Annotated in this window: 20 protein-coding genes and 1 pseudogene; 12 read left to right on the top strand and 9 right to left on the bottom strand. The window is 66.0% G+C overall.

Going from position 1 to position 21,278, the window contains the following annotated elements; genetic code table 11:
- Positions 1 to 2 precede the first annotated feature (2 nt).
- Entirely contained in the window at positions 3 to 683 is a 681-nt protein-coding gene (gene thiE / locus ACIPVK_RS03135; protein ID WP_407610525.1) for a thiamine phosphate synthase, read from the top strand.
- Positions 684 to 777: 94 nt separating this feature from the next.
- Here thiE and ACIPVK_RS03130 read toward each other — a convergent pair whose 3' ends face one another.
- On the bottom strand, positions 778 to 1,890 hold the full coding sequence (locus tag ACIPVK_RS03130; RefSeq protein WP_407610524.1) for a hypothetical protein: 1,113 nt from the start codon (positions 1,888 to 1,890) through the stop codon (positions 778 to 780).
- A 142-nt stretch (positions 1,891 to 2,032) separates the two neighbouring features.
- Between ACIPVK_RS03130 and ACIPVK_RS03125 the strand changes: the two genes are divergently transcribed.
- From ACIPVK_RS03125 to ACIPVK_RS03110, 4 genes are all read left to right on the top strand, one after another.
- Positions 2,033 to 2,938, top strand: a complete 906-nt coding sequence (locus ACIPVK_RS03125; protein ID WP_407610523.1) for a LysR family transcriptional regulator — start codon at positions 2,033 to 2,035, stop codon at positions 2,936 to 2,938.
- 113 nt (positions 2,939 to 3,051) lie between these two features.
- On the top strand, positions 3,052 to 4,149 hold the full coding sequence (locus tag ACIPVK_RS03120) for a tartrate dehydrogenase (protein ID WP_407610522.1): 1,098 nt from the start codon (positions 3,052 to 3,054) through the stop codon (positions 4,147 to 4,149).
- Between the two features lie 172 nt (positions 4,150 to 4,321).
- Positions 4,322 to 5,737 carry a C4-dicarboxylate transporter DctA gene (gene dctA / locus ACIPVK_RS03115; RefSeq protein WP_407610521.1) on the top strand — a complete coding sequence of 472 codons (1,416 nt, stop codon included), beginning with the start codon at positions 4,322 to 4,324 and terminating at the stop codon, positions 5,735 to 5,737.
- Positions 5,734 to 6,876, top strand: a complete 1,143-nt coding sequence (locus tag ACIPVK_RS03110; RefSeq protein ID WP_407610520.1) for a glycerate kinase — start codon at positions 5,734 to 5,736, stop codon at positions 6,874 to 6,876. The genes dctA and ACIPVK_RS03110 overlap by 4 nt, the downstream gene beginning before the upstream one ends.
- A gap of 300 nt (positions 6,877 to 7,176) precedes the next feature.
- On the opposite strand, the pseudogene ACIPVK_RS03105 reads toward ACIPVK_RS03110, so the two are convergent.
- Positions 7,177 to 7,401 (bottom strand): annotated as a pseudogene (locus tag ACIPVK_RS03105) (ABC transporter ATP-binding protein); the annotation flags it as partial.
- A gap of 287 nt (positions 7,402 to 7,688) precedes the next feature.
- On the opposite strand from ACIPVK_RS03105, the gene ACIPVK_RS03100 reads away from it, so the two are divergent.
- Positions 7,689 to 10,076, top strand: coding sequence for an ATP-binding cassette domain-containing protein (locus ACIPVK_RS03100; protein ID WP_407610519.1), 2,388 nt, complete (start codon positions 7,689 to 7,691; stop codon positions 10,074 to 10,076).
- 13 nt (positions 10,077 to 10,089) lie between these two features.
- Here ACIPVK_RS03100 and ACIPVK_RS03095 read toward each other — a convergent pair whose 3' ends face one another.
- From ACIPVK_RS03095 to ACIPVK_RS03065, 7 genes are all read right to left on the bottom strand, one after another.
- On the bottom strand, positions 10,090 to 10,581 hold the full coding sequence (locus ACIPVK_RS03095) for a hypothetical protein (RefSeq protein ID WP_407610518.1): 492 nt from the start codon (positions 10,579 to 10,581) through the stop codon (positions 10,090 to 10,092).
- Positions 10,578 to 11,180: a signal peptidase I gene (locus ACIPVK_RS03090; protein WP_407610517.1), complete on the bottom strand. Its 603-nt coding sequence runs from the start codon at positions 11,178 to 11,180 to the stop codon at positions 10,578 to 10,580. Before ACIPVK_RS03090 ends, ACIPVK_RS03095 begins: the two co-directional genes overlap by 4 nt.
- Before the next feature lie 36 nt (positions 11,181 to 11,216).
- A complete protein-coding gene (locus ACIPVK_RS03085; RefSeq protein ID WP_407610516.1) occupies positions 11,217 to 11,759 on the bottom strand; it encodes a hypothetical protein in 543 nt (180 codons plus the stop codon).
- A gap of 26 nt (positions 11,760 to 11,785) precedes the next feature.
- Entirely contained in the window at positions 11,786 to 12,310 is a 525-nt protein-coding gene (locus ACIPVK_RS03080) for an alternate-type signal peptide domain-containing protein (RefSeq protein ID WP_407610515.1), read from the bottom strand.
- A gap of 358 nt (positions 12,311 to 12,668) precedes the next feature.
- Positions 12,669 to 12,902 (bottom strand): hypothetical protein, encoded by a 234-nt coding sequence (locus ACIPVK_RS03075; protein WP_407610514.1) that lies wholly within the window; start codon positions 12,900 to 12,902, stop codon positions 12,669 to 12,671.
- A gap of 148 nt (positions 12,903 to 13,050) precedes the next feature.
- On the bottom strand, positions 13,051 to 13,503 hold the full coding sequence (locus ACIPVK_RS03070; RefSeq protein ID WP_407610513.1) for a MarR family winged helix-turn-helix transcriptional regulator: 453 nt from the start codon (positions 13,501 to 13,503) through the stop codon (positions 13,051 to 13,053).
- A 52-nt stretch (positions 13,504 to 13,555) separates the two neighbouring features.
- Entirely contained in the window at positions 13,556 to 14,086 is a 531-nt protein-coding gene (locus tag ACIPVK_RS03065) for a GNAT family N-acetyltransferase (RefSeq protein WP_407610512.1), read from the bottom strand.
- A 118-nt stretch (positions 14,087 to 14,204) separates the two neighbouring features.
- Here ACIPVK_RS03065 and ACIPVK_RS03060 point away from each other — a divergent pair, with 118 nt between their 5' ends.
- The 6 genes from ACIPVK_RS03060 (at position 14,205) to ACIPVK_RS03035 (ending at position 21,156) form a co-directional block, all read left to right on the top strand.
- Positions 14,205 to 15,428: a cytidylyltransferase domain-containing protein gene (locus ACIPVK_RS03060; RefSeq protein ID WP_407610511.1), complete on the top strand. Its 1,224-nt coding sequence runs from the start codon at positions 14,205 to 14,207 to the stop codon at positions 15,426 to 15,428.
- A gap of 85 nt (positions 15,429 to 15,513) precedes the next feature.
- The gene (locus ACIPVK_RS03055; protein WP_407610510.1) at positions 15,514 to 16,407 is read left to right on the top strand and encodes an N-acetylneuraminate synthase family protein; all 894 of its coding nucleotides are present in this window, start codon (positions 15,514 to 15,516) and stop codon (positions 16,405 to 16,407) included.
- 130 nt (positions 16,408 to 16,537) lie between these two features.
- The gene (locus ACIPVK_RS03050; RefSeq protein WP_407610509.1) at positions 16,538 to 17,563 is read left to right on the top strand and encodes a glycosyltransferase family 2 protein; all 1,026 of its coding nucleotides are present in this window, start codon (positions 16,538 to 16,540) and stop codon (positions 17,561 to 17,563) included.
- Positions 17,560 to 18,924, top strand: a complete 1,365-nt coding sequence (locus ACIPVK_RS03045; RefSeq protein WP_407610508.1) for a polysialyltransferase family glycosyltransferase — start codon at positions 17,560 to 17,562, stop codon at positions 18,922 to 18,924. The genes ACIPVK_RS03050 and ACIPVK_RS03045 overlap by 4 nt, the downstream gene beginning before the upstream one ends.
- Complete coding sequence (locus ACIPVK_RS03040) at positions 18,896 to 19,927, top strand: hypothetical protein (RefSeq protein ID WP_407610507.1); 1,032 nt, start codon at positions 18,896 to 18,898, stop codon at positions 19,925 to 19,927. Before ACIPVK_RS03045 ends, ACIPVK_RS03040 begins: the two co-directional genes overlap by 29 nt.
- Positions 19,924 to 21,156: a DUF6716 putative glycosyltransferase gene (locus tag ACIPVK_RS03035; RefSeq protein ID WP_407610506.1), complete on the top strand. Its 1,233-nt coding sequence runs from the start codon at positions 19,924 to 19,926 to the stop codon at positions 21,154 to 21,156. The genes ACIPVK_RS03040 and ACIPVK_RS03035 overlap by 4 nt, the downstream gene beginning before the upstream one ends.
- Positions 21,157 to 21,278: the final 122 nt, after the last annotated feature.

Below are 21,278 nucleotides of genomic sequence, written 5' to 3'. Positions count from 1 at the left end.
ACATGAGCCAGATCACCACCCAAGATGAAGTGACCCCCGTCTTATCCGCCCCGGACCTCGCCGCCGCGCGGCTGTACCTGTGCACCGATGCCCGGAAGGAGCGTGGGGATTTCGCCGATTTCCTGCGCGCCGCCTATGCCGGAGGGGTCGACATCATCCAGCTGCGCGACAAGAACCTGGACGCCGCCGAGGAACTTGAACTGCTCCTTGTGCTGCGCGGTGTTGCCGAGGAATGCGGCAAGTCGTGGTCGGTGAACGACCGCGCGGACCTGGCGATGCTCTCCGGAGCCCCGGTGTTCCACGTCGGCCAAAAGGACCTGCCGCTGCCCGGCGTCAGGTCGCTGCTCGGCCCCTCCGTCACCGTGGGGCTTTCCAGCCACGACCCTGCGCAGATCACCGCGGCCGCGGCAGACCCCGACATCGACTACTTCTGCGTCGGCCCGCTATGGGCCACACCCACCAAGCCCGGGCGCGCGGCCGTCGGACTGGAAATGGTGGCGCATGCCGCCTCCCTGGAAACGGCCAAGCCGTGGTTCGCCATCGGAGGGATCGATCTGGGCAACGTGGAGCAGGTCGTCGAGGCGGGTGCCTCGCGCATCGTGGTGGTGCGCGCGATCACCGACGCGGACGACCCGACCGCGGCAGCCCGCCAGTTGCTCTCCCGGTTGCCGGAACTCGCCTGAGCGGCAACTGCTTTCGGCCGCGGCAGGCTCTCGGCGCCCACCCTCGGGCGGGTGCCAACCGTCAGGCCCGTGGGTGGCATCGACGTTTCTGCCCCTAGATCTCGAGCACGCTTCCGTGCTCCTCGCCAATATCGGGGAGGTCGTTGGTGTCCAGGTCCTCCATCAGGTGAATGCCTGCGTACTCGTGGATCATGATGCGGCCCGCCTCGTCGAAGACCCGGATCGAGCGTCGGAGCCGGCCCCCGGGATAGTAGGGATGCCGGAAGGAGATTCTGACCCGGGTCTGTGGCCACTGCCCCTCCACGTCCACCCGCGCATCGCTGACGCCGTCCGCGATCGGGAAGGATTCCCCGTTGGCGTCGCGCCAATACGCTTCCATGTTGGCAAACTGTCCGGTAATTCCGTGGACCGCAGCCAATTCCTGCGCCGCGGTCGGCGCCGCCCGGTTCCATCTGGTCCCTGGAATCCCGTCCAGGTCGATGTCCTCCGGATCGGCGGACGACGCGGATGGCTCGTCTTCCCAACGGTCCTCGACAAGCTCACCCCAGCCTTGGGGCACGAAGTCCCTGAACCGCACCCGTGCAGGCAATTCCGCACCGACGGGCAGAACCAGTGTTGCCCGTCGGTATTCAAAACAGAATCCATCGCTGTCGCGGTGCGCAACCGGGGGTGAGGGCTGCACCAAGAACGACGTCCCGGCCTCCTCGTCGCCCACGGATTCCACCTGCCGGTCGAATTCCACCCTTCGCGTTGCTTGGGTGGGCATGTGGACTTCAAGCGCCATGGGTGCGGCCCAACCCTCGGGCAGTTCACCGCCGGAGTAGCTTTCATCAATGGGCAAGACCTCGAACGGAGCTGTCCATAATCCGTGACGGGTTGCTCCCAGCACGCGGGACCTATTTGCCCCCACGTGTCCGACGGATCCGTCGGCGCCGATCCGCACAGCGGTGATGTCCTGGATCCCATGGGGACCCAATGCCGTTGGGCCGATCTCGTCTGCGCAGCCGGCATAAACTACCCATGCCGCATCGGGGGCACTGAGCAGCGAGATCTCGGGGGAAATGATACCGATATCCAGCTCCGGCCAGCTCACCGGATGATCGGGCAGGCCCGGCCCGCGCACCACTGCCACGGGCCGCGTTTGGTCAACGAAGATGACGGCATCGCCCACGGCGACTCTCGGGAACGGATGCATCTGATCCACCATGCGGCCAGCCTAACAGCCGGATATCCGTGGAATCGCTGGTCACGGGCGCCGTCATGAAAGACGGACACCTGTGCGCAGGGAACATAATGGTTGGAATTGACCCGCCCAACCCAGATGCGGGTCTTGGCCGGGGGGAGCACCAATGGATGTCAGGCAATTGAGGTATTTCCTGGCGGTGGTTGACCATCAGGGGTTCAACCGGGCCGCCGAAAAACTTCTCATCGCCCAGCCATCGTTGTCGCAAGCGATCAAGACCCTGGAACAGGAAGCTGGGGTGCCGTTGTTCCACCGCGTGGGCCGCCGGGCTGTGCTCAGCGAGGCGGGCAAGGCGTTGGTGGGACCGGCGCGGTTGGTGGTCAGGGACCTGGAGGCTGCGCAGTCGGCCATGGCGGATGTGAAGGGTGTGCGCAGCGGTCGGCTCGAACTGATTGCCATGCCGTCCCCGGGAGTGGAACCGCTGACCACGATGATCGCCACCTACGCCCGGTTGCATCCTTCGATCACGGTGAGCACGGATGCGGCCTTCACGGTGGATGATGTGGTGTCCTCTGTGCGCAACGGAAGCAGCGAGGTCGGCATACTGGGATCGGACCGGCCGATCCGGGTCCCCGACGTCGATGTCCTTCAACTGGAGCGCCAGCCATTGGTGCTGATAGTCAACCCGCAGGCAGATGATTTCGGGGACCGCGACGTCATTTCTCCGCAGGACCTGGATGGTCACCGGGTGGTGGTTTCCCAACGAGGCTCTCTCATGCGCTCATTGGTCGACAACGTCCTGGCCAGCGGAATCAAGGTGGAGATCGTCGTCGAAGTCGCGCACCGCACCTCGGTGCTCCCGCTGGTGCTGGCGGGTGTGGGCCATTCGGTCATGCCGCTTTCCTGGGCACCGCTGGCACGGCAGTCCGGCCTGCGTGTGGTGCACATCGAGCCGGTCTCGGAACTGCATGTGGCGATCCTGAGCCGGCAGGCCAACCTGACACCCGCAGCAAAAGCCTTCCTGGGTGTGGCCCGGGACTATGCGGCATCCCGCATCGACCACATTGGATAGGTTCTACCTATTTGGCGTATGCAATTTCAGTCTTGGACGTATCTGATGACGCCCGATCTAATTGAACCCAACACCGCATGTGATGCGGAGCACTTTCAATTAGGAGTTGTCCCATGAGTGAGACCCAGATTTTCAAGATCGCATCGATCCCGGCAGACGGAGTCGGCAAGGAAGTTGTCGCCGCCGGACGCCGCGTGCTGGACACCGTCGCCGAACAGTCCAACGGCAAGTTCGCCTTCAACTGGACCGAATTCCCCTGGGGCTGCGAATACTACGCCGAGCACGGTGTCATGATGGACCCCAAGGGCCTGGAGACCCTGAAGGGCTTCGATTCGATCTACTTCGGCGCCGTCGGCTGGGAAAACGTTCCGGACCACATCAGCCTCTGGGGCCTTCGCCTGAACATCACGCAGAACTTCGACCAGTGGGCCAACATCCGCCCGGTCAAGTTCCTGACAGGCGTCACTTCCCCGCTGCGCAAGGCCGATGACACCGAGCTCGACTGGATCGTCGTGCGCGAAAACAGCGAAGGCGAATACGCGGGCCTGGGCGGGCGGAACCTGTCCGGCCGCGGCCCGGGCAACGAGATCGCCCTGCAGACCGCGTTGTTCACCGAGAAGGGCTGCGAGCGCATCATCCGCTTCGCCTTCGACCTCGCCCGCACCCGCACCGTGAAGAAGGTTTCCTCGGTCACCAAGTCCAACGCCCAGCAATACGGCATGGTGCTCTGGGACGAGACATTCAACCGCGTGGCACTGGATTACCCGGACGTTCGCACCGAGAGCGTGCTGGTCGACGCCATGAGCGCAAAGTTCGTCTTGAACCCGGAGGACCTCTCGGTCGTCGTGGCCTCGAACCTCAACGCCGACATCCTCTCGGACCTGGGCTCGGCGCTGGCCGGCAGCCTGGGACTGGCCGCCAGCGCCAACCTGAACCCGGAGCGCCGCTTCCCGTCAATGTTCGAACCGGTCCACGGCACCGCACCGGACATCGCCGGGCAGGGCATCAGCAACCCGATCGGCGCGATCGCCAGCGCCGCCCTGATGCTGGACCACTTCGGCCTCCACGAAGAGGCACGCCGCGTCGAGGCCGCCATCGAGGCGGCGACCGGCGCCGGCCACCTCACCCGCGACATCGGCGGATCCTCCGGCACCGAGGTCGTCACCGAGGCAATCGTCGAGGCACTGAGCCACACGCTCGCCGCAGTCTAGTTCCCGTACGACGTCCCGCGGGGGCCGCGCGGCACCAGTCGCCCGGTCCCCTAAAGATCCACACCCCGAAGTGCTTGCACCTTCCGGGACCCCCAACCACTTTTCAAGTCCCGCCTCCGAGCATGTGTGAGAGTCCCGGAGCACGACTTATTCCAACAACGAGGTAGGAATCATGGGCAACACCACGCACAGCGACACCCTGAATCGGCCCGCGCCCAAGCGCTGGTACCGGCAGCTTTACTTCTGGGTGTTGATCGCCATCGTCGCCGGCATCTTCGTCGGCTGGCTCACACCGTCAACCGGCGAGGCCATGCAACCGATCGGCACGACGTTCGTCGAGGCCATGCGGATGCTCATCGGCCCCATCGTCTTCCTGACGATTGTCGGCGGCATCGCCAGCGTCGCGGATTTGAAGAAGGTCGGGGCCACCGGGCTGAAGGCCCTGGGCTACTTCCAGATCGGCACCATCTGCGCCATGCTCCTGGGCCTGGTCGCGATCAACATCTTCCGCCTGGGTGACGGCGTCAACGCCGATGCGAGCCAGATCGAGACCACGGGCAAGGCGGCCGAGCTGATCGAAAAAGGCGAAAACCAGCAGTGGTGGGAATTCCTCACCCACATCATTCCCGGCTCCATGGCCTCCCCGTTTGTCGAGGGCGACATCCTGCAGATCATCTTCATGGCCGTCGTATTCGGCATCGCGCTGAACGCCGTGGGCAAGATCGGGGCCCCGATCCTGGACATGGTCCAGCGGCTGACCGCCATCGTCTTCAAGGTCCTGAACTTCATCATGAAGGCCGCACCACTGGGCGCCTTCGGCGCCATGGCCTTCGCCGTCGGCAAGTACGGCGTGGAAACCCTCTCCAGCCTCGGCTGGCTGATCCTGCTCTTCTACGGCACCTCCATCGTCTTCGTCATCGTGTTCCTCGGCGGGATCATGGCCTTCCTGGGCCTGAACATCTTCAAGATGTTCAGGCACTTCAAGGAAGAACTCCTGCTCATCCTGGGCACCTCGACCGCCGAACCGGCGCTGCCCGGGCTCATGAAGAAGCTCGAGCATGCCGGGGTGAAGAAGGAGACCGTCGGCCTGGTGGTGCCCACCGGATACAGCTTCAACCTCGACGGCGCCGCGATCTACCTCTCGCTCGCCGCGGTTTATATCGCCCAGGCCACCAACACGGAGCTGACCATCGGCCAGCAACTGGGCATGCTCGCGGTCATGCTGCTGACCTCCAAGGGAGCGGCCGGCGTGGCCGGCGGCGGTTTCATCGCCCTGACCGCGACCCTGAGCACCCTGGGAACCATCCCGGCGGCCGGCATCATGCTGATCTTCGGCATCGACAAGTTCATGTCCGAGTGCCGCGCCCTGGTGAACTTCTGCGGCAACGCGGTCGCCACCCTCTTCATCGCCTGGTGGGACAAATCCCTGGACATCGAGAGGGTCCGCCGGGTGTTCAACGGCGAGGATGTCCCGCCACTGGATTCCGCCGGGGCCGATGCCCCCGAGGCCGCGGATGCCATTGCACCTCTTGCGTCGCACGGAGCGGCTACCACCAAAGAGACACTGGTGGGGGCAGCAGCACGATGAGGATCCTGTTGGCCCTGGACAAGTTCAAGGGATCGCTCAACGCCTCCGAGGCGGCCGGCGCACTCGCGGCCGGACTGGGGTCCGGACCCGGCGGCAGCAATGTCGAATGCCGTTTCCTGCCGCTGGCCGATGGCGGGGACGGCAGCGTCCAGGCCGCACTGGCTGCCGGCTTCACTCCCCTGACGGTGCAGGTCTCCGGGCCAGACGGGACGCCGGCCAACGCCATCTTGGCCTTCAACGGCACGGCCGCCGTCATCGAGGTGGCCACCACGTCGGGCCTGCAGATGCTCGTCCCCGGGACGCTGGCACCCCTTTCCAGCAGCAGCGACGGCTTCGGACAGGGGATCGCTGCCGCCCTGGGCCACGGGCCCCGCCAGGTGGTCCTGGCCCTGGGCGGCAGCGCCACCACCGACGGCGGGGCGGGAATGCTCTCTGCACTGGGGATGCGCTTCTTCGACGACTCAAACCGCGCCTTCGTTCCCTCCGGGGGCACCCTGAAGGATATTTCGTACATCGATGACTCCGGGTTGGTTCCCCTCGACGGAGTCGACCTCATCGCCGCCAACGACGTGCAGAACCCACTGCTGGGTCCCGACGGGGCCGCGGCCGTGTACGGGCCGCAAAAAGGAGCCAACGCCACCGAGGTGCAACTGCTCGAAGCAGGACTGGCGCACTTGGTGCTGCGACTGGAGGAAGCCGGGCTTCCTGCCGCTGAATGTGCCCGGGCGGCGGGGGCCGGCAGCGCCGGCGGGCTGGGTTTCGCCGCGATGTTGCTGGGCGCACGCATGGTCTCCGGAGCCGACTTCTTCCTGGACCTGCTCAAGTTCGAGACGGCGTTGGCCGGTTGCGACATGGTCATCACCGGCGAAGGGAAGCTCGATACGCAGACCCTTGCCGGGAAGCTGCCAGTGGTCGTTGCCCGCCGCGCTTGGCCTGTCCCGGTCATTGCGGTGGTCGGGCACAACGCCCTGGATGTGAAGTCACTCCCGGACTACCACATCGAGGCGATCCACTCGCTGGAGTCAATGACTCGGCGCGACAGTTCACGCGACCCGGAGCTCTCGGCCGACCTGTTGCGGCAGATCGGGGCCCGGATCTCCTGCGGCCACCAGCTGACGCAGGGGCGCCTCCACACCTAAGCCACCCTGGGAGAATCACCAGCGGGCCGACCGGGAATCAATGCCCGTCGGCCCGCATTGTGGCGTCCGGTCATATCTGTCCTAGATCTTGCCCCTGACTACTCACGCAAAATCGTTGGATTGGAATCATCAGTTCCATAAATTGCTGTCCACAACAGCTCCCGGCAGGATCCGGATGTCGGATCACAAAAGGTCCACCTGTCATGTGCTACTTCTGTATAGTTCATGACACATGCCCACCAGCAGGAATTTCTGGAGAATTTGAGTCGATAAGTGGGGCTGAGTCCTCGTGACCGGCGCCTAAATCCCGTCATCGACGGGCAGCGCGAATTGCGCGTTGTAAAGCTCCGGGTAGGCGCCGCCGGCCGCCAGCAATTCCGCGTGACTCCCCTGTTCGGCGATCCGCCCGGCATCCATCACCAGGATCCAATCGGCGTCGCGGGTCGCGGGGAGCCTCTGGGCGATCACGAAGCTGGTCCTGTCACTGCGCAGCGCGGCCATGGCCTTCTGCACCAGCACCTCGGACCAGCATGTCGGCGCTAGGTGGTTATGGAGCAGGCGCAGCAGCATGTTCCCGCCAATCCTTCCGCACCGGGGTTCGGCTGCGCGGTGGTGTGGGGAACCGGACATGTACCGAACCTAGCCCCGTGCATGGCCTCCACAAGGGTACTTGTCCCCGCCTTCGGGCGGATGCCACGCCCCGTCGGGCACGGAATTTCCGGGCAGTTTCCAAGAAGCCGTCCCGGGCGCGGGGCACTAAGGTAGGCTCCGGGGGTTCCGGGGACGCGGAACCGGCACGAATGGGAGATGCAATGACCAGCGAGACCACGAGAACCACGCCAGCACCGGTGCACGCCGCCGACAGCCACGAGGTGATCCGCGTGCGCGGGGCCCGGGTGAACAACCTCAAGGACATCAGCGTCGAGATCCCCAAGCGCCGCCTCACGGTGTTCACCGGCGTTTCCGGCTCCGGCAAGTCCTCGCTGGTCTTCGGCACCATCGCCGCCGAGTCACAGCGCATGATCAACGAGACCTATTCCGCGTTCGTGCAGGGCTTCATGCCCACCCTGGCCCGCCCCGAGGTCGACACCCTCGAGGGGCTGACCACCGCGATCCTGGTGGACCAGGAACGCCTGGGCGCGAACCCGCGCTCCACCGTCGGCACCGTCACCGACGCCAACGCGATGTTGCGCATCGTCTACTCCCGGCTCGCCCAGCCGCACATCGGCTCCCCGCAGGCCTACTCCTTCAACGTCCCCTCGGTCTCCGGCGCCGGCGCCGTGACCATCGAGAAGGCCGGAAAGAAGGTCAAGGAACGGCGTTCCTTCTCCATCACCGGCGGGATGTGCCCGAACTGCGAGGGCCGCGGCAAGGTCAACGACTTCGACCTCACGGCGCTGTTCGACGAGACCAAGTCGCTGTCCGAGGGGGCACTGACGGTTCCCGGCTACTCGATGGACGGCTGGTACGGGCGCATCTTCTCCGGGTCCGGCTACTTCGACATGGACAAGAAGCTGTCCAAGTTCACCAAGGCCGAAATGCATGACCTGCTCCACCGGGAGCCGACCAAGATCAAGGTCGAGGGCATCAACCTCACCTACGAGGGCATCATCCCCAAGATGCAGAAGTCGTTCCTGGCCAAGGACGTCGAGGCCATGCAGCCGCACATCCGCGCCTTCGTCGAGCGCGCCATCACCTTCACCGCCTGCCCCGAGTGCGGCGGCACGCGCCTGGCCGAGCACGCCCGCAACTCGAGGATCGACGGGAAGTCCATCGCCGATGCCTGCTCCATGCAGATCAGCGACCTGGCCGGCTGGGTGCGCGGGCTCCGCGAGCCCTCGGTCGCACCGCTGCTGGGCGCGCTCGGGGACACGCTGGACTCCTTCGTCGACATCGGGCTGGGCTACCTCTCGCTGGAACGTCCCTCCGGCACGCTCTCGGGCGGCGAGGCGCAGCGCACCAAGATGATCCGCCACCTGGGTTCCTCGCTCACCGACGTCACCTACGTCTTCGACGAGCCGACCATCGGGCTGCACCCGCACGACATCGACAAGATGAACGAGCTGCTGCTGGCCCTGCGCGACAAGGGCAACACCGTGCTGGTCGTCGAGCACAAGCCCGAGGCCATCGCCATCGCCGACCACGTCGTGGACCTGGGCCCGAAGGCCGGGTCCGCCGGCGGGCAGCTCATGTACGAGGGCAGCGTGGCGGGCCTGCGCGCCAGTGACACCATCACCGGGCGCCACCTGGATGACCGGGCGGCGCTGAAGGAAACGGTGCGCACCTGGACCTCGGCGCTCGAGGTGCGCGGGGCGAACACCAACAACCTCAAGAACGTGGACGTGGACATCCCGCTGGGCGTGCTCACGGTGCTCACGGGCGTCGCCGGCTCGGGCAAGAGCTCGCTCATCACCGGCTCGGTCGCCGGGCGCGAGGGTGTCATCACGGTGGACCAGGGTGCGATCAAGGGCTCGCGGCGGTCCAACCCCGCCACCTACACCGGGCTGCTGGAACCTATCCGCAAGGCCTTCGCGAAGGCCAACGGCGTGAAGCCGGCGCTTTTCAGCGCGAATTCGGAGGGCGCCTGCCCCACCTGTAACGGCGCCGGGGTCATCTACACCGACCTGGGCATGATGGCCGGGGTCTCCAGCACCTGCGAGGAGTGCGAGGGCAAGCGCTTCGACTCTCTGGTCCTCGACTACCACCTGGGCGGCAAGGACATCTCCGAGGTGCTGGCGATGTCGGTGGCGCAGGCCGAGGAATTCTTCGCCGTCGGCGAGGCGAAGCTGCCCGCGGCGCACAAGATCCTCACCCGGCTTTCCGAGGTGGGCCTGGGCTACCTGACCGTCGGCCAGCCGCTGACCACGCTTTCGGGAGGCGAGCGCCAGCGCCTGAAACTGGCCACCCACATGGGCGACAAGGGCGGCATCTACATCCTGGACGAGCCGACCACGGGCCTGCACCTGGCGGACGTGCAGGAGCTGCTGGGCCTGCTGGACCGGTTGGTGGAGTCGGGCAAGTCGGTCATCGTGATCGAGCACCACCAGGCGGTCATGGCGCACGCCGACTGGATCATCGACCTGGGTCCGGGCGCCGGCCACGACGGCGGCTCCGTCGTCTTTGAGGGCACGCCCGCGGACCTGGTCGCCGACCGCTCCACGCTGACCGGCAAGCACCTGGCCGCCTACATCGGCGCGTAGCCGTCCCGGCCCGCTACGCGGCCGGGGTGCACTTCACGCTGGTCACGAGCAGGACCTTGGACAGCTCCGCCGTGACGCGCGCCGGCGGCCCGCTGAGCCCCGAGGCCGTGGGCGTGATTGTCACCGCATACACGTAGGTGCCCAACAGGGCCGCGCCGTCCAGGCGCAAGGTTGCCGTTGTGTTCGATGTGGTTTTTGTGGTCGTGACCGAGTTCCGCACGGCTTGCACCGTGTATCCGGTGGCGTCGACCGCGCCCCAGTTCAGGGTCAGGTCGGAGTATGAATCGCCCAGCAGCGGCCCGTCCTTGCGGCTGCAGGTCACCGTTGCGGCGTCAACTCCCCGCGGCGCCCAGGCACCGGCGGTGGCGTTTGAGGCCACCGACCCGTTCAGCGACCACAGCGCGTGTGCGCCGGTGGCACCGAGCCCCAGGACCACGATGACCGCGTAGACAATGGCCGCGGTGCGCAGCTGACGTGTCCGGAGGAGGTTGCCGCGCGCGCTCATGCCGACACCCGCCCGTCGTTTTCGCTCCCGGGGCCGCGGACCGCCGCGTCGCGCCTGCGCGCGCGCAGACCCCGGATGATGGTGAATGCGCCGTATCCAATCAGTCCGGCCGCCGCGAGGTTGCCCGCCAGTCCGCGGTCGTGGCTTCCCAGCCAATTTGCCGCGAACCCGGCGGAGGGCACCGCGTAGAACAGCTTCCCCCGCACCTGCACCTCGGTGACGGGAGCGTCGTCGGCGACATCGTTGTTGTCGCCCCGGGTCACCAGTGTCCGGTGGCCCTCCTGGTCCGCGGCGATGGATTCGATGCGGTGGGTAATGACCTCCGGGCGGCCGGAAGCAAGCTGGTAGGTCACCACGTCGCCGACCTTCAGCGATTCGAATGGCGTCGGCTTGATGACCAACAGCGTTCCCGGCCCGTAGTTCGGCTTCATGGAGTTGGTCAGCACCGAGTAGGTCTGCGACCCGGTGAGCAGCGGGACCGCAACGAGCACCAGTGCAGCCAGGGCCGCGGCCACAAGACTGACGAAGCTCAATGCGGTTCCGGCCCGGCGCAATATGATGCGGAGGGAAAATGAATCCTCTGCCGTGTGCCGGGACATCGGGACCTTTCCTAACTGCGCGGGGCGCGTGGAGGGTTACTGGAGCTGGGTGGCGTTGAGGTTGAAACCGATGCCGGCTTCCGCTCCCCCGAGGGTTGCCGGGGTGTTGGCGCTCAGTGAGACGCTCAGGCAGAGGGTTCCATTTTGGTCCTGCCCCAGCTCCATCGCCGTGGAAACTCGGGTCGCGGTGCAATCCGTGCCTTGGACCCCGTAGAGGTCGGTGGCGATATGTGACGCCAGCGCCCCGGTTGTTGTTGGCCGGCCCGGTACCACCCCGATGCGGAAGGTCCCGCTTCCGGCGTTGCTTGAATTGGTGAGCGTGACGGCGGTGGTGCGAGTCGTTCCCGGGAGCATTCCGGTGATACCGGGAATCGTCACGGTTTGCCCTGAAACCGAGAGCTGTTGGGCCGTGGCACCGGAGGCCTTGACTGTCAGTGAGAAGTCGGCGCCGGTGACGACCTGGGATTTCGAGGTGGCCGTTTGGTTCCACATGGCCAGGGTTCCCTGCACCGTGAACAGCGCCAGGATGGTTGCGACCCCCAAGATCGCAACCATCCCAAGCGTGGTTTTGGTGCCCATTCGGTGCTCCTCGTGCTGCCCGCTTCTTATGGGGAAGGGGTGCCGGGCGCGATCTGCTCCAGCTTGAAGCCGATGCTTCCCAGGGCGTTACTCGCCTTGGTCCCCACGGTCCCGGTGGTGGATTCCAGGAACTTCACGCTGACCGAGGCGGTGTAATCACCGTCCGAGCCGGCGTTAAGGGGGGCGGTGACAATGTTTCCGCTTGGATCCTTCAGGGTGGCACTGCCGACCTGGAGGTAGGAGGCGGCCGAGGCCAAGCTGTTCGTCAGGGTGAGCGAAGCGCTCATCAGATCTCCGTCCAGCTTCACGGTGACGGGTTGCGTGAAGCGCAGCTCGTCGCCCGGGACGACCTTGTAGGAATCAAGCTGGATCGCCGTGCCCGCGCCATTGGTCCAGGTTCCAGCGCCCGCAGTCAGCTGAAGGTCGCCCGATGCGATGGTCCCTGCCGGCGTGTCCACGGAGGCGTTCCAAACGGCGAGCGTTCCGCCGCCTCCGAGCAGCAGTGCCACGCCGAGGCCGATTGCAAGAGTTCCCTTGGCCATCTTGTTCATGATGTCGATCCTCAAAAGTCTTGCGCCGGCCCCAGCGACCGGTGCAAGGTCAACTGTGCACGTCGAAACACAAGATGGAGATCGGTTTTTCCGCAGGCTTCCGCCAAGCTTTCCGCAATCGGCTCAAGCGACCCTGTTGCCGATCTTGCCGAAACCTTGATCGTTCGTGCGTTTCCTCAACGCCGGCCACAAAAACGTGCGCCCCGGACAGGGGAAAACACACGGCTTGCGGGTACGCAAGGCGGTCCCACCAGGGCAAAACCAGCCGGAGGAGCCCACCAGGAACAACAAAGGGCAATGTCCCGGTAGGGGGAGATTGCCCTTTATGGCGACTTTGTATCAGTCGAGATGTGCTGGATCAGCGTTGCGCTGTCGCGATGACCTCATCGGGAGCCTGGGTCCCTGCCGCTTCGTGGGCGTTCAGCACCTTCCGGGCACGATCCCGCTTCAGGCGTTCTCGCGGATCACGGTGCGGCAGCTGGTCCGCGGGCCCAAAAACGGAATATCCCAGAAACTGCAAGCGCCACAGGGCGCGGTAGGTGCGGCTCAGTCCCGTGGTGTCCTCGACGATGGGCAATCTTTTGTCACTCATGGGTTACCGGTCTCTTTCTGTGGGAAAACCACCCGTGGCTGCGGGTGGAGTCTCCTCGGGCTTCCAGCTCTCTCAAGTCCAATTGTAAGTGAATAATTGGTGCACCAATTATTCTTGTGGCGGTAGCTACGGATGAATATCAAAACCCTTAGCGGGAAGCCCTCGAGGCGGCCCCGATAACCTTCTGCATGGTCTTGTGGAGAGCGACGAGTTCTTCGCCGTCCATGTCGAGACGCCGCATCATTTCCTTGGGCACCTCCAGGGCAAGTTCGCGGGCATCCCTGCCCTTTTCGGTCAGGACTATTTCGAGAGTCCGCTCATCGGCTGCGCTGCGGCTACGCTGCACATAACCAAGTGCCTCAATCCGCTTGACCAAGGGAGAAAGCGTGCCGGGATCCAACTGGAGCAGGTTGCTCAATTCCTTGATGGAGAGAGGTTCATGCTCCCAGAGGGCCAGCATGACCAGGTATTGCGGATGGGTCAGCCCCAGTGGCTCAAGGACCGGCCGGTAGGCCGCGACCACGCTGCGGGATGCCAAGGACAGCGCAAAGCAAACCTGGTTCTCTAACGCCAGCGGATCGGCCAGCGGTTCTTCACTCACTTTGTTCCCTGCTTTTGTGGATGGATCGGCCCTTCCATCATAGGTAGGGAATTCATCGCCCGTCGTGCGAGGCCCAGTCCGCGGCATCCAGCGCGAATCGGCGGTAGACGCTGGGCTCTCCCATGAACTCACCTTCCCCTCCCGTGCCGGTCTCGGTGAAATCCAAACCCCGCAGGATGCTCATCGAGCGTGCGTTGCGCTCCAGAACCTCGGCCCAGATCACCTCCAGCCCCATTTCCCCGAAACCGTAGTCCAGGCCGGCGGCCGCTGCCTGACGGCCAAGACCACGGCCCCAGCGGCTTCTCTCCCCGATCAGGAAACCCAACTCGCGCGTACCCGGTTCACTGCCGTGCATATCCACATAGCCAACCAGGACGCCAGCAACGACGGCACCCAAGCGCACAAGCTCGGGTGGCGGCGATGAGATGATCCGCTCCTGGAATTCGAGGTGCGCCCGGTGCCCCAGGTCCACCGACCATCCCGCCTCGCGACAGAACTCCGGATCCCGCGCCCAGCCCGCGATGGACGGCGCGTCGGCGGCAAGGAGGCTCCTGAGCGACAGGCAATCCTTAATCTCATCCATGGAAACAGTGTACTGACAAGGGATTATTTGCAATATCTTCGACTGGTTCCCAAGTTGTCGCCTCCCGTTAACCTAAATGCGGTCGGTTCGTTGACTTGCGTCGATAGCGTCTTTGGTTGTGAGGACGAACAGTGAAGCGAAGACCTTGGCCATCATCCCGGCCCGCGGGGGATCGAAGGGAATCCCGCTAAAAAACCTGCGCAGGATCGGCGGCCAAACCTTGTTGGCACGGGCCATTGAATCCGCGTTTGCCACGCCGTCAGTTCTCGACGTCGTGGTCAGCACGGACCACCCGGACATCAAGGCGGAAGCGCTTAAGCACGGCGCAACAGTCATCGACCGCCCGGCAGAGATCGCCGGTGACACAGCAAGCAGCGAATCGGTGTTGTTGCACGCCCTGGGCACGCTGGACGTACTCCCCCAAATCACCATCTTCATCCAATGCACCTCGCCGGTCATCGACCCGGACGACCTGCAGGCGGCCATCAACACGGTCGCCAGCGGAGCGGCGGATGTCAGCTTTGCCGCGGTTCCCGACCACGGGTTCCACTGGAGCTGCGATGAAACGGGCGCCGCCCACGCCAGCGGACACGACGCCGCCAGGCGTCCGCGCCGACAGGACCGCGAACCGCGGTTCCGCGAAACCGGGGCGTTCTATGTCATGGACACCGCCGGATTTCTCGAGGCAGAACACCGTTTCTTCGGCTCCCTGGCCCTGGCCCAGGTGCCGGAGGAGCACGGCATCGACATCGACACCGAGGCCGACCTGGAGTTGGCCGCATGGCGCCTGTCGCACACCGGGCCCGTGACGGGGATCGACGTGGATGCGCTGGTCACCGACTTCGACGGAGTGCACACCGCGGACACCGCCTACCTCAACCAGGACGGCAGCGAAGCGGTGCGGGTCTCCCGCTCCGACGGAATGGGCATCTCGCTGCTGAAGGAGGCCGGGATCCAGCTACTGATCCTGTCCACGGAAACCAACCCCGTAGTCACCGCCCGGGCCACCAAGCTCGGCGTGGAAGTCGCCCAGTCCGTGAACGACAAGGCGACAGTCCTAAACCAATGGATGGCCGAGCGCGGCCTGGATCCGGCACGGGTCGCCTACCTGGGCAACGACGTGAATGACCTGGACGCCATGAGCCAGGTCGGCTGGCCGATGACCGTGGCGGACGCACGCGAATCCGTCCACCCGGCGGCCCGCCACCGCCTCTCGCGGCCCGGCGGCCTCGGTGCGGTGCGCGAGGCGGCCGACCTCATCCTGGCCGGCATCACCATCCAAAACACCGTGGCGGCCTCCGCCCCGGCATCCGGCCCCTTGGAACCATCCCTGGTCCACTAGGCCCCATAGTTTTCCACCAATCCTCGCCGCGACCCTCACATAACCAACCCGAACGGTCCGGCAAACGATGAAAGGCAAGTCCCCCATGACTATCACCACCACCGAAACCGCACCCGTCGCCATCGGCGAGCAGCTCCTGGGAGCCGGCCAGCAGGTCTACGTCATCGGCGAGATCGGCATCAACCACAACGGCGACATGGAGATCGCCAAGCAGCTCATCGATGTCTCCGCCAAGGCCGGCGCCAACGCCGTGAAGTTCCAGAAGCGCACCCCGGACATCTCCACCCCGATGGACATGCGCGACAAGATCCGCTCCACCCCGTGGGGCGACATGACCTACCTGGACTACCGCTACCGCGTCGAGTTCGATGCCGCGCAGTACAAGGAACTGATCCGCTACGCCGCCGCGCAGGGCCTGCACGCCTTCGCCTCCCCGTGGGACGTTCCCTCGGTCGAGTTCATGGAAGAGCAGGGCGCGGTGACCCACAAGGTCGCCTCGGCCTCGGTCACCGACATCGAGCTGCTCAAGGCACTGGCCGAGACCGGCAAGCCGATCATCCTCTCCACCGGCATGTCCACCATCGAGCAGATCGACAAGGCCGTGGAGACCCTCGGCACCGACAAGCTCGTCATGATGCACGCAACCTCCACCTACCCGCTGCCTCCCGAGGAGGCCAACCTGCGCATGATCACCACGCTGCAGGAGCGCTACCAGGTTCCGGTCGGCTACTCGGGCCACGAGCGCGGCCTGCAGATCTCGCTGGCTGCCGTCGCCCTGGGCGCTGTCACCGTCGAGCGCCACATCACCCTGGACCGCACCATGTGGGGCTCGGACCAGGCCTCCTCGCTGGAGCCGAAGGGCTTCGAGGCACTGATCCGCGACATCCGCATCCTGGAGCAGGCCATGGGCGACGGCGTCAAGAAGGTCTTCCCGGGCGAGCTGGCACCGCTGTCCCGCCTGCGCCGCGTTGATGCCTAAGCTGTAGCATTCCTCGCATAGTTTCAGGACCGTTGGGGTGTCCGCCTTCCGGCGGGCACCCCAACGGCATGAGGCGGCCAAAACGCCGCCGACCGGCTTCCCCAGACTTAAGGACCACCCCGAGATCCCCATGCCTTCCACCACCGAGCTTCCTCCCGCCACGTCCCGCATCCCCGGGCGCATCAGCGTCATCATCCCCGCGATGAACCAGCAGGATTTCATTGGCGACACCCTGGCGTCCCTGGCCCGTCAACGACTGAAGGGACGGGAACTGGAAGTCCTGGTGGTCGATGACGGATCCACCGATGCCACCGCGGCGATCACCGCGGAGTTCGGCGCACGGATCCCGGGCCTGAAGATCATCACGCACCCGACCAACCGCGGGGTGTCCGCCGCCCGCAACACCGGGCTGGAGCACGCCAGCGGCGAATACGTGGTGTTCCTGGATCCCGACGACTGGTTTGCCCCCAACCACCTCGCGCAGCTGGCCGAGGGGCTTGAGGCACTGGACGTGGACTACGTGCGCTGCGACCACGTCCGCGTCACCGGCGGAAACCGGACGCTGTACCGCGCGCCGCAGGCGAACCGAAACGTCGTGTTGGATCCGGCCGACGACATCTCCCCCATCCACACCGCGACCATGATCGACTACCCCCTGGTCTGGGCGGGCATGTACCGCGCCGAGGTGCTGGAGTCCGCCGCGCCGCGCTTCAACGAGGAGCTGCGCACCTGTGAGGACCGGCCCTGGTTCTGGGAGCTCGCCCTCAACGCAAAAAGCTACGCGGTACTCAACGCCCACGGGGTTTTCTACCGCCGCGGTCTTCCCGCCTCCCTCACCCAGGTCTTCGACGACCGCCAGCTGGATTTCCTTCGCGCCTTCGCCGGGATCCTGGACATGGTGCTGAGCGACCCGGCGCACGAGGCCCACGGACCCAAGGCACTGCGCCAGTTCCTTGCCATCTCCTGCCACCACCTGGGCCGCTCGGACCAGTTCCCTCCCGCCCTGCGCCAGGCCCTGCGCGCGGGCATCGCGGAGCGGCTCGCAGCGATGCCCGCGCCGCTGTTGGATGACGGGTTGGCCGAACTCGACGCGAAGCGCCGCAAGACATTGACCGGCCTGCGGCCATCCGCCGCGGCCAAGGGGGAAAGCAAATGATCCAACTTATCCAGGCCTCCGCCTACTTCCAGGTCGTCTCGCTGGCGGCGATGGTGGATGCGGGCCTGCTCCCGGACGCCGAGCGCCGCGTCCTGGTGCTGGTCAACGGCAGCCAGATGCCCGAAATCACCACCCCGCTGCGCGAGAACCCGGGATTCGATGCCCTGGCCGCGCGCTTCGACGACGTGGTGGACCTGGGCGAACTGCTGTGGCCGCGTCGCCCCGGGCAATTCAACCCCCGGAACGAGGAGCTGCCGCTCTTCGAGAAGTTGTTGCGCCACCGCTGGGGCCTTGGCGAGGAGCGGGTGTCCCTGGTGCTCGAATCCATCCAGGTCAACCCGGCCCAGGCACTGGCGCGGATCTTCTTCGACGCACCGATCTCGGTGCATTCGGACGGACTGATGTCCTACGGTCCCACACGCAACAAGCAGTCGATGCAGATGCTCCAGCGCCTGCGTGAGACCATCCACATCGACCTTGTCCCGGGGCTCGAGCCCATGCTGCTGCTCGAGGCCCCGGTGCAACGCAAGGTCCTTCGGCTCGAGTCGCTGGCCGCCGTCTTTGCCGAACTGGCAGCGGACGTGGATCCGGCCGAGCTCGACCTGCCCTCCGGTGCCGCCCTGGTGGTGGGCCAGTACCTGGGCTCGCTGGGCATCCTCGACGCGGCCGCGGAACTCGAGCTGCACCACGGCATGCTGCTGGCCGCCCAAGATGCCGGGGCATCGGAAGTGGTCTTCAAGCCGCACCCGAGTTCGGGGCCCACGGCCGCACTGCAGCTGCGTGCCCGCGCAGAATCCCTGGGCCTGGGGTTCCGGATCCTTCAGACCGACCTGCTGGCCGAAACCGTCATCACGCTCATGAAGCCGCTGGTGGTCATCTCCTGCTTCTCCACGGCATTGATCAGCGCCAGGTACATGCTCGGCACCCCCGTCATCGCCGTGGGCACCGGGGAGCTGCTGCAGGAACTGAGCCCCTACCAGAACTCCAACCGCATCCCCGTCTCGATCGTCGATGCCCTGCTCGTCCAGAAGCTCCCAACGCCCGCGGAAGCGGGGCCGAACGACGAACTGACGCCGCTGCTGCGCGCAGTCGCCTATTGCATGCAGTACCAGAACCTGCCCGGACTGCGCGAGGAGGCCGCGGCGTTCCTGGCCGTGGACTACTCGCGATTTGCCGCGCACTTCAAGCGTCGCCGCCTGGCCGCCCTTGACCTGCCCCCGACCTGGGCCCATCCGACGCGGGCGAACCGCCGCCGCGCCTGGGGACGGAGCATCAAGCGCCGTGCCCTGCGGGCCGGCTCCCGGTCGCTCGAGAAATTGGCACGAAAGCTGCATGAGACTTCTTCCCGTGTATCCCGCTGAATCAACCCTCGCGCGTCCCCGCTTCGGCCATGCCGAGGTGTGGGTGGAGTCCCCGCTGCAGCTGCTCTCCGCCATCGAGGCGCACGGGGCCGGGCTGCTGGGAACCACCAGCCGGATCCACCCGCGCGGGGGCACGACCACGCTTGACGCCACCCTGGCCACGCTCGTTGCCCAGGCGCCGGCGGGCGTGCAGTTCGCGCCGGCCGGCGCGTCCCCGCCCGCGCCGGGTTCCGCCGGCGCCCGGCGCTGGGTGACCGGGGATGCGTATTCGGGACGAGTCCAGCGCGCCCTGCTGGGGCACATCGCCGTGGAGGAAGTCGTGATCATCGACGACGGGCTGGCCACCCTGGGGCTCATCAAGGCGCTGGTCTCCACCGAGCCGACCTCCCTGGTGCGCCCGCGCTCCCGCCCGAACCCGGCGCGCCGGGCCCTGGGCATCGCCACGTGGTACCGCCTGCGCGCCCTGGCCCGGGCCGGCCGCCTGCTGGTCTTCACGGCCCTCCCGGTGGATCCGGGGATCGCGCAGCGGTTCCTGGCACTGGGCGGGCACCTGGAGGCGCACCGCTTCGAATGGCTGAACACCCAGCCGATGACCGAACGCATCAACGAGCCCACCGTGGTGGTCGGCTCGGCCATGGCCGTGGACGGACTCATCCACCAGGAGCCGTACTTCCGGTGGCTGGATTCGCTGACGCTCGACGAGCCCGTCGCCTACTTCCCGCACCGCCGCGAGTCCGAAAAGTTCCTCGCCCGGCTCGCGGAGCATGAGCGGATCGTTGTCCGCGAGCACACCATCCCCATTGAGATGCGCCTGCGCTCCCTGCGCCGCGGCCAGGTCGTGCGTGCGTTGCCGTCCACCGCGCTGCCCTCCCTGCGGCTGCTGCTGGGCGAGTCCGGGGTGCGGATCATCGGCCAGCGCATCCCCTCCGACTGGTGGAAGCCGGCCGCTTCCCCAGAACTTCGTTCCCACTTGTCCTCGTCCCTGGAGCTATTGACCTCATGAACACCCTTTCATTCAGGCCCAGCATCGTGGCGGTGGCCGACTCGGACTCGTACCTGAAGCTGGCCTGCACCACGCTTTCGGCCCTCGGACCGGAGTGGGATCGCCGCGTGGTGCTGGTGCGCACACCCATCGCCCCCACCGCCGAGCAGATTGCCGCCGCCACCGCGGGCACCTGTTTCGAGGCCGAGGACATCCCCGTAGTTCCGCGCGCCGCGCTGAACTACGACTCGCTGGAGGAACACATCATCTTTGCCGCCGCCACCGGACCGGTTGTCAGCGAGCTTTTCACCAAGCTCCTGCGTTCCAAGGCCAATGCGCCGCGCCCCGCGGCACTCATCTCCGCGTTGCCCGGCGTCGCGTACCCCGCCACCGCCAAGGGTTGGGCCTACCGGCGCAGCGCGGACGCCTTCATCGTGCATTCCCATGCCGAGGCCCGCGAGTTCTCGCACCTGGCCGAACTGGAAACCGGGCACTGCCCCGACATCCTGGTCTCGAAGCTCCCCTTCCTGAAGACCGCCGGATTCCCGCAGCCGGTGTCCGCGCCCATCGACACCGTGGTGTTCGCCTCCCAGGCCAAGGTCCCCGTCCAGCGCGCGGAGCGCGAAGAGATCCTGCTGGCGCTGGAGAAGGTGGCCCGGCTGAATCCGGCGGTGCGCGTACTCGTCAAGCTCAGGGCGCGGGCAGGGGAACCGCAGACCCACGCCGAGGCGCACCCCTTTGACACCCTGTGGGACGACCTGGTGGCCGCCGGAAAGGTCGGGTCCGGGCATGTGGAGTTCGTGACCGGCGCCATGGACCGGGTGCTGGTTCCCGGTTCCGCCCTGCTCACCGTCTCCTCCACCGCGGCCCTGGAAGCGGTCGACCGCGGCCTGCCGGTGCTGGTGCTGACCGATTTCGGGCTCAACGACGAGATGCTCAACTCGGTCTTCCGCGGTTCCGGGCTGCTGGGAACCCTTGATGACGCGGCGGCCTTGCACTTTTCTTTCCCGAATCGCGCGTGGCTGCGGGAAAACTACTTCCACCGCCGCGGCCCGGAGTTCGTCTCGGCCCTTTCCCACTACGCCCAGCGCGCCCAGAACCAGACGCTGACCACCTCCGATGAGCAGCTGGCCATGGTCAGGGACGTCGCCTTCCGGCAACGGGTGCGTACCTCCCTGCCGCGCCCGGCGCTCGAGGCGCTGCTGCGGATCCGTCGCTGGTGGCGGCGCGAACGCGGCGCTCGGACCTGATCCGCACACCCGCTTGTACCACTGAAGAAGCCCGTTGGGAATAACCGTCTCGATTTCTCACTTAGCATTGTAGATGTGCTGGACGGTGGGCCTTCCCCTGCCCAGAAGTTTTGATTTTGAGG

The organism is Paeniglutamicibacter sp. MACA_103, from assembly GCF_045798555.1.
GTDB lineage: Bacteria > Actinomycetota > Actinomycetes > Actinomycetales > Micrococcaceae > Paeniglutamicibacter.
Note: the sequence above shows the minus strand (reverse complement) of the source record. Positions and strands in the feature narration are given on the sequence as shown.

Excerpts from the sequence above, each read along its gene's own strand:
- thiE (WP_407610525.1), top strand. The coding sequence starts at position 3 with ATGAGCCAGATCACCACCCAAGATGAAGTGACCCCCGTCTTATCCGCC.
- ACIPVK_RS03130 (WP_407610524.1), bottom strand. The coding sequence starts at position 1,890 with ATGGTGGATCAGATGCATCCGTTCCCGAGAGTCGCCGTGGGCGATGCC.
- ACIPVK_RS03125 (WP_407610523.1), top strand. The coding sequence starts at position 2,033 with ATGGATGTCAGGCAATTGAGGTATTTCCTGGCGGTGGTTGACCATCAG.
- ACIPVK_RS03120 (WP_407610522.1), top strand. The coding sequence starts at position 3,052 with ATGAGTGAGACCCAGATTTTCAAGATCGCATCGATCCCGGCAGACGGA.
- dctA (WP_407610521.1), top strand. The coding sequence starts at position 4,322 with ATGGGCAACACCACGCACAGCGACACCCTGAATCGGCCCGCGCCCAAG.
- ACIPVK_RS03110 (WP_407610520.1), top strand. The coding sequence starts at position 5,734 with ATGAGGATCCTGTTGGCCCTGGACAAGTTCAAGGGATCGCTCAACGCC.
- ACIPVK_RS03100 (WP_407610519.1), top strand. The coding sequence starts at position 7,689 with ATGACCAGCGAGACCACGAGAACCACGCCAGCACCGGTGCACGCCGCC.
- ACIPVK_RS03095 (WP_407610518.1), bottom strand. The coding sequence starts at position 10,581 with ATGAGCGCGCGCGGCAACCTCCTCCGGACACGTCAGCTGCGCACCGCG.
- ACIPVK_RS03090 (WP_407610517.1), bottom strand. The coding sequence starts at position 11,180 with ATGTCCCGGCACACGGCAGAGGATTCATTTTCCCTCCGCATCATATTG.
- ACIPVK_RS03085 (WP_407610516.1), bottom strand. The coding sequence starts at position 11,759 with ATGGGCACCAAAACCACGCTTGGGATGGTTGCGATCTTGGGGGTCGCA.
- ACIPVK_RS03080 (WP_407610515.1), bottom strand. The coding sequence starts at position 12,310 with ATGAACAAGATGGCCAAGGGAACTCTTGCAATCGGCCTCGGCGTGGCA.
- ACIPVK_RS03075 (WP_407610514.1), bottom strand. The coding sequence starts at position 12,902 with ATGAGTGACAAAAGATTGCCCATCGTCGAGGACACCACGGGACTGAGC.
- ACIPVK_RS03065 (WP_407610512.1), bottom strand. The coding sequence starts at position 14,086 with ATGGATGAGATTAAGGATTGCCTGTCGCTCAGGAGCCTCCTTGCCGCC.
- ACIPVK_RS03055 (WP_407610510.1), top strand. The coding sequence starts at position 15,514 with ATGACTATCACCACCACCGAAACCGCACCCGTCGCCATCGGCGAGCAG.
- ACIPVK_RS03050 (WP_407610509.1), top strand. The coding sequence starts at position 16,538 with ATGCCTTCCACCACCGAGCTTCCTCCCGCCACGTCCCGCATCCCCGGG.
- ACIPVK_RS03045 (WP_407610508.1), top strand. The coding sequence starts at position 17,560 with ATGATCCAACTTATCCAGGCCTCCGCCTACTTCCAGGTCGTCTCGCTG.
- ACIPVK_RS03040 (WP_407610507.1), top strand. The coding sequence starts at position 18,896 with ATGAGACTTCTTCCCGTGTATCCCGCTGAATCAACCCTCGCGCGTCCC.
- ACIPVK_RS03035 (WP_407610506.1), top strand. The coding sequence starts at position 19,924 with ATGAACACCCTTTCATTCAGGCCCAGCATCGTGGCGGTGGCCGACTCG.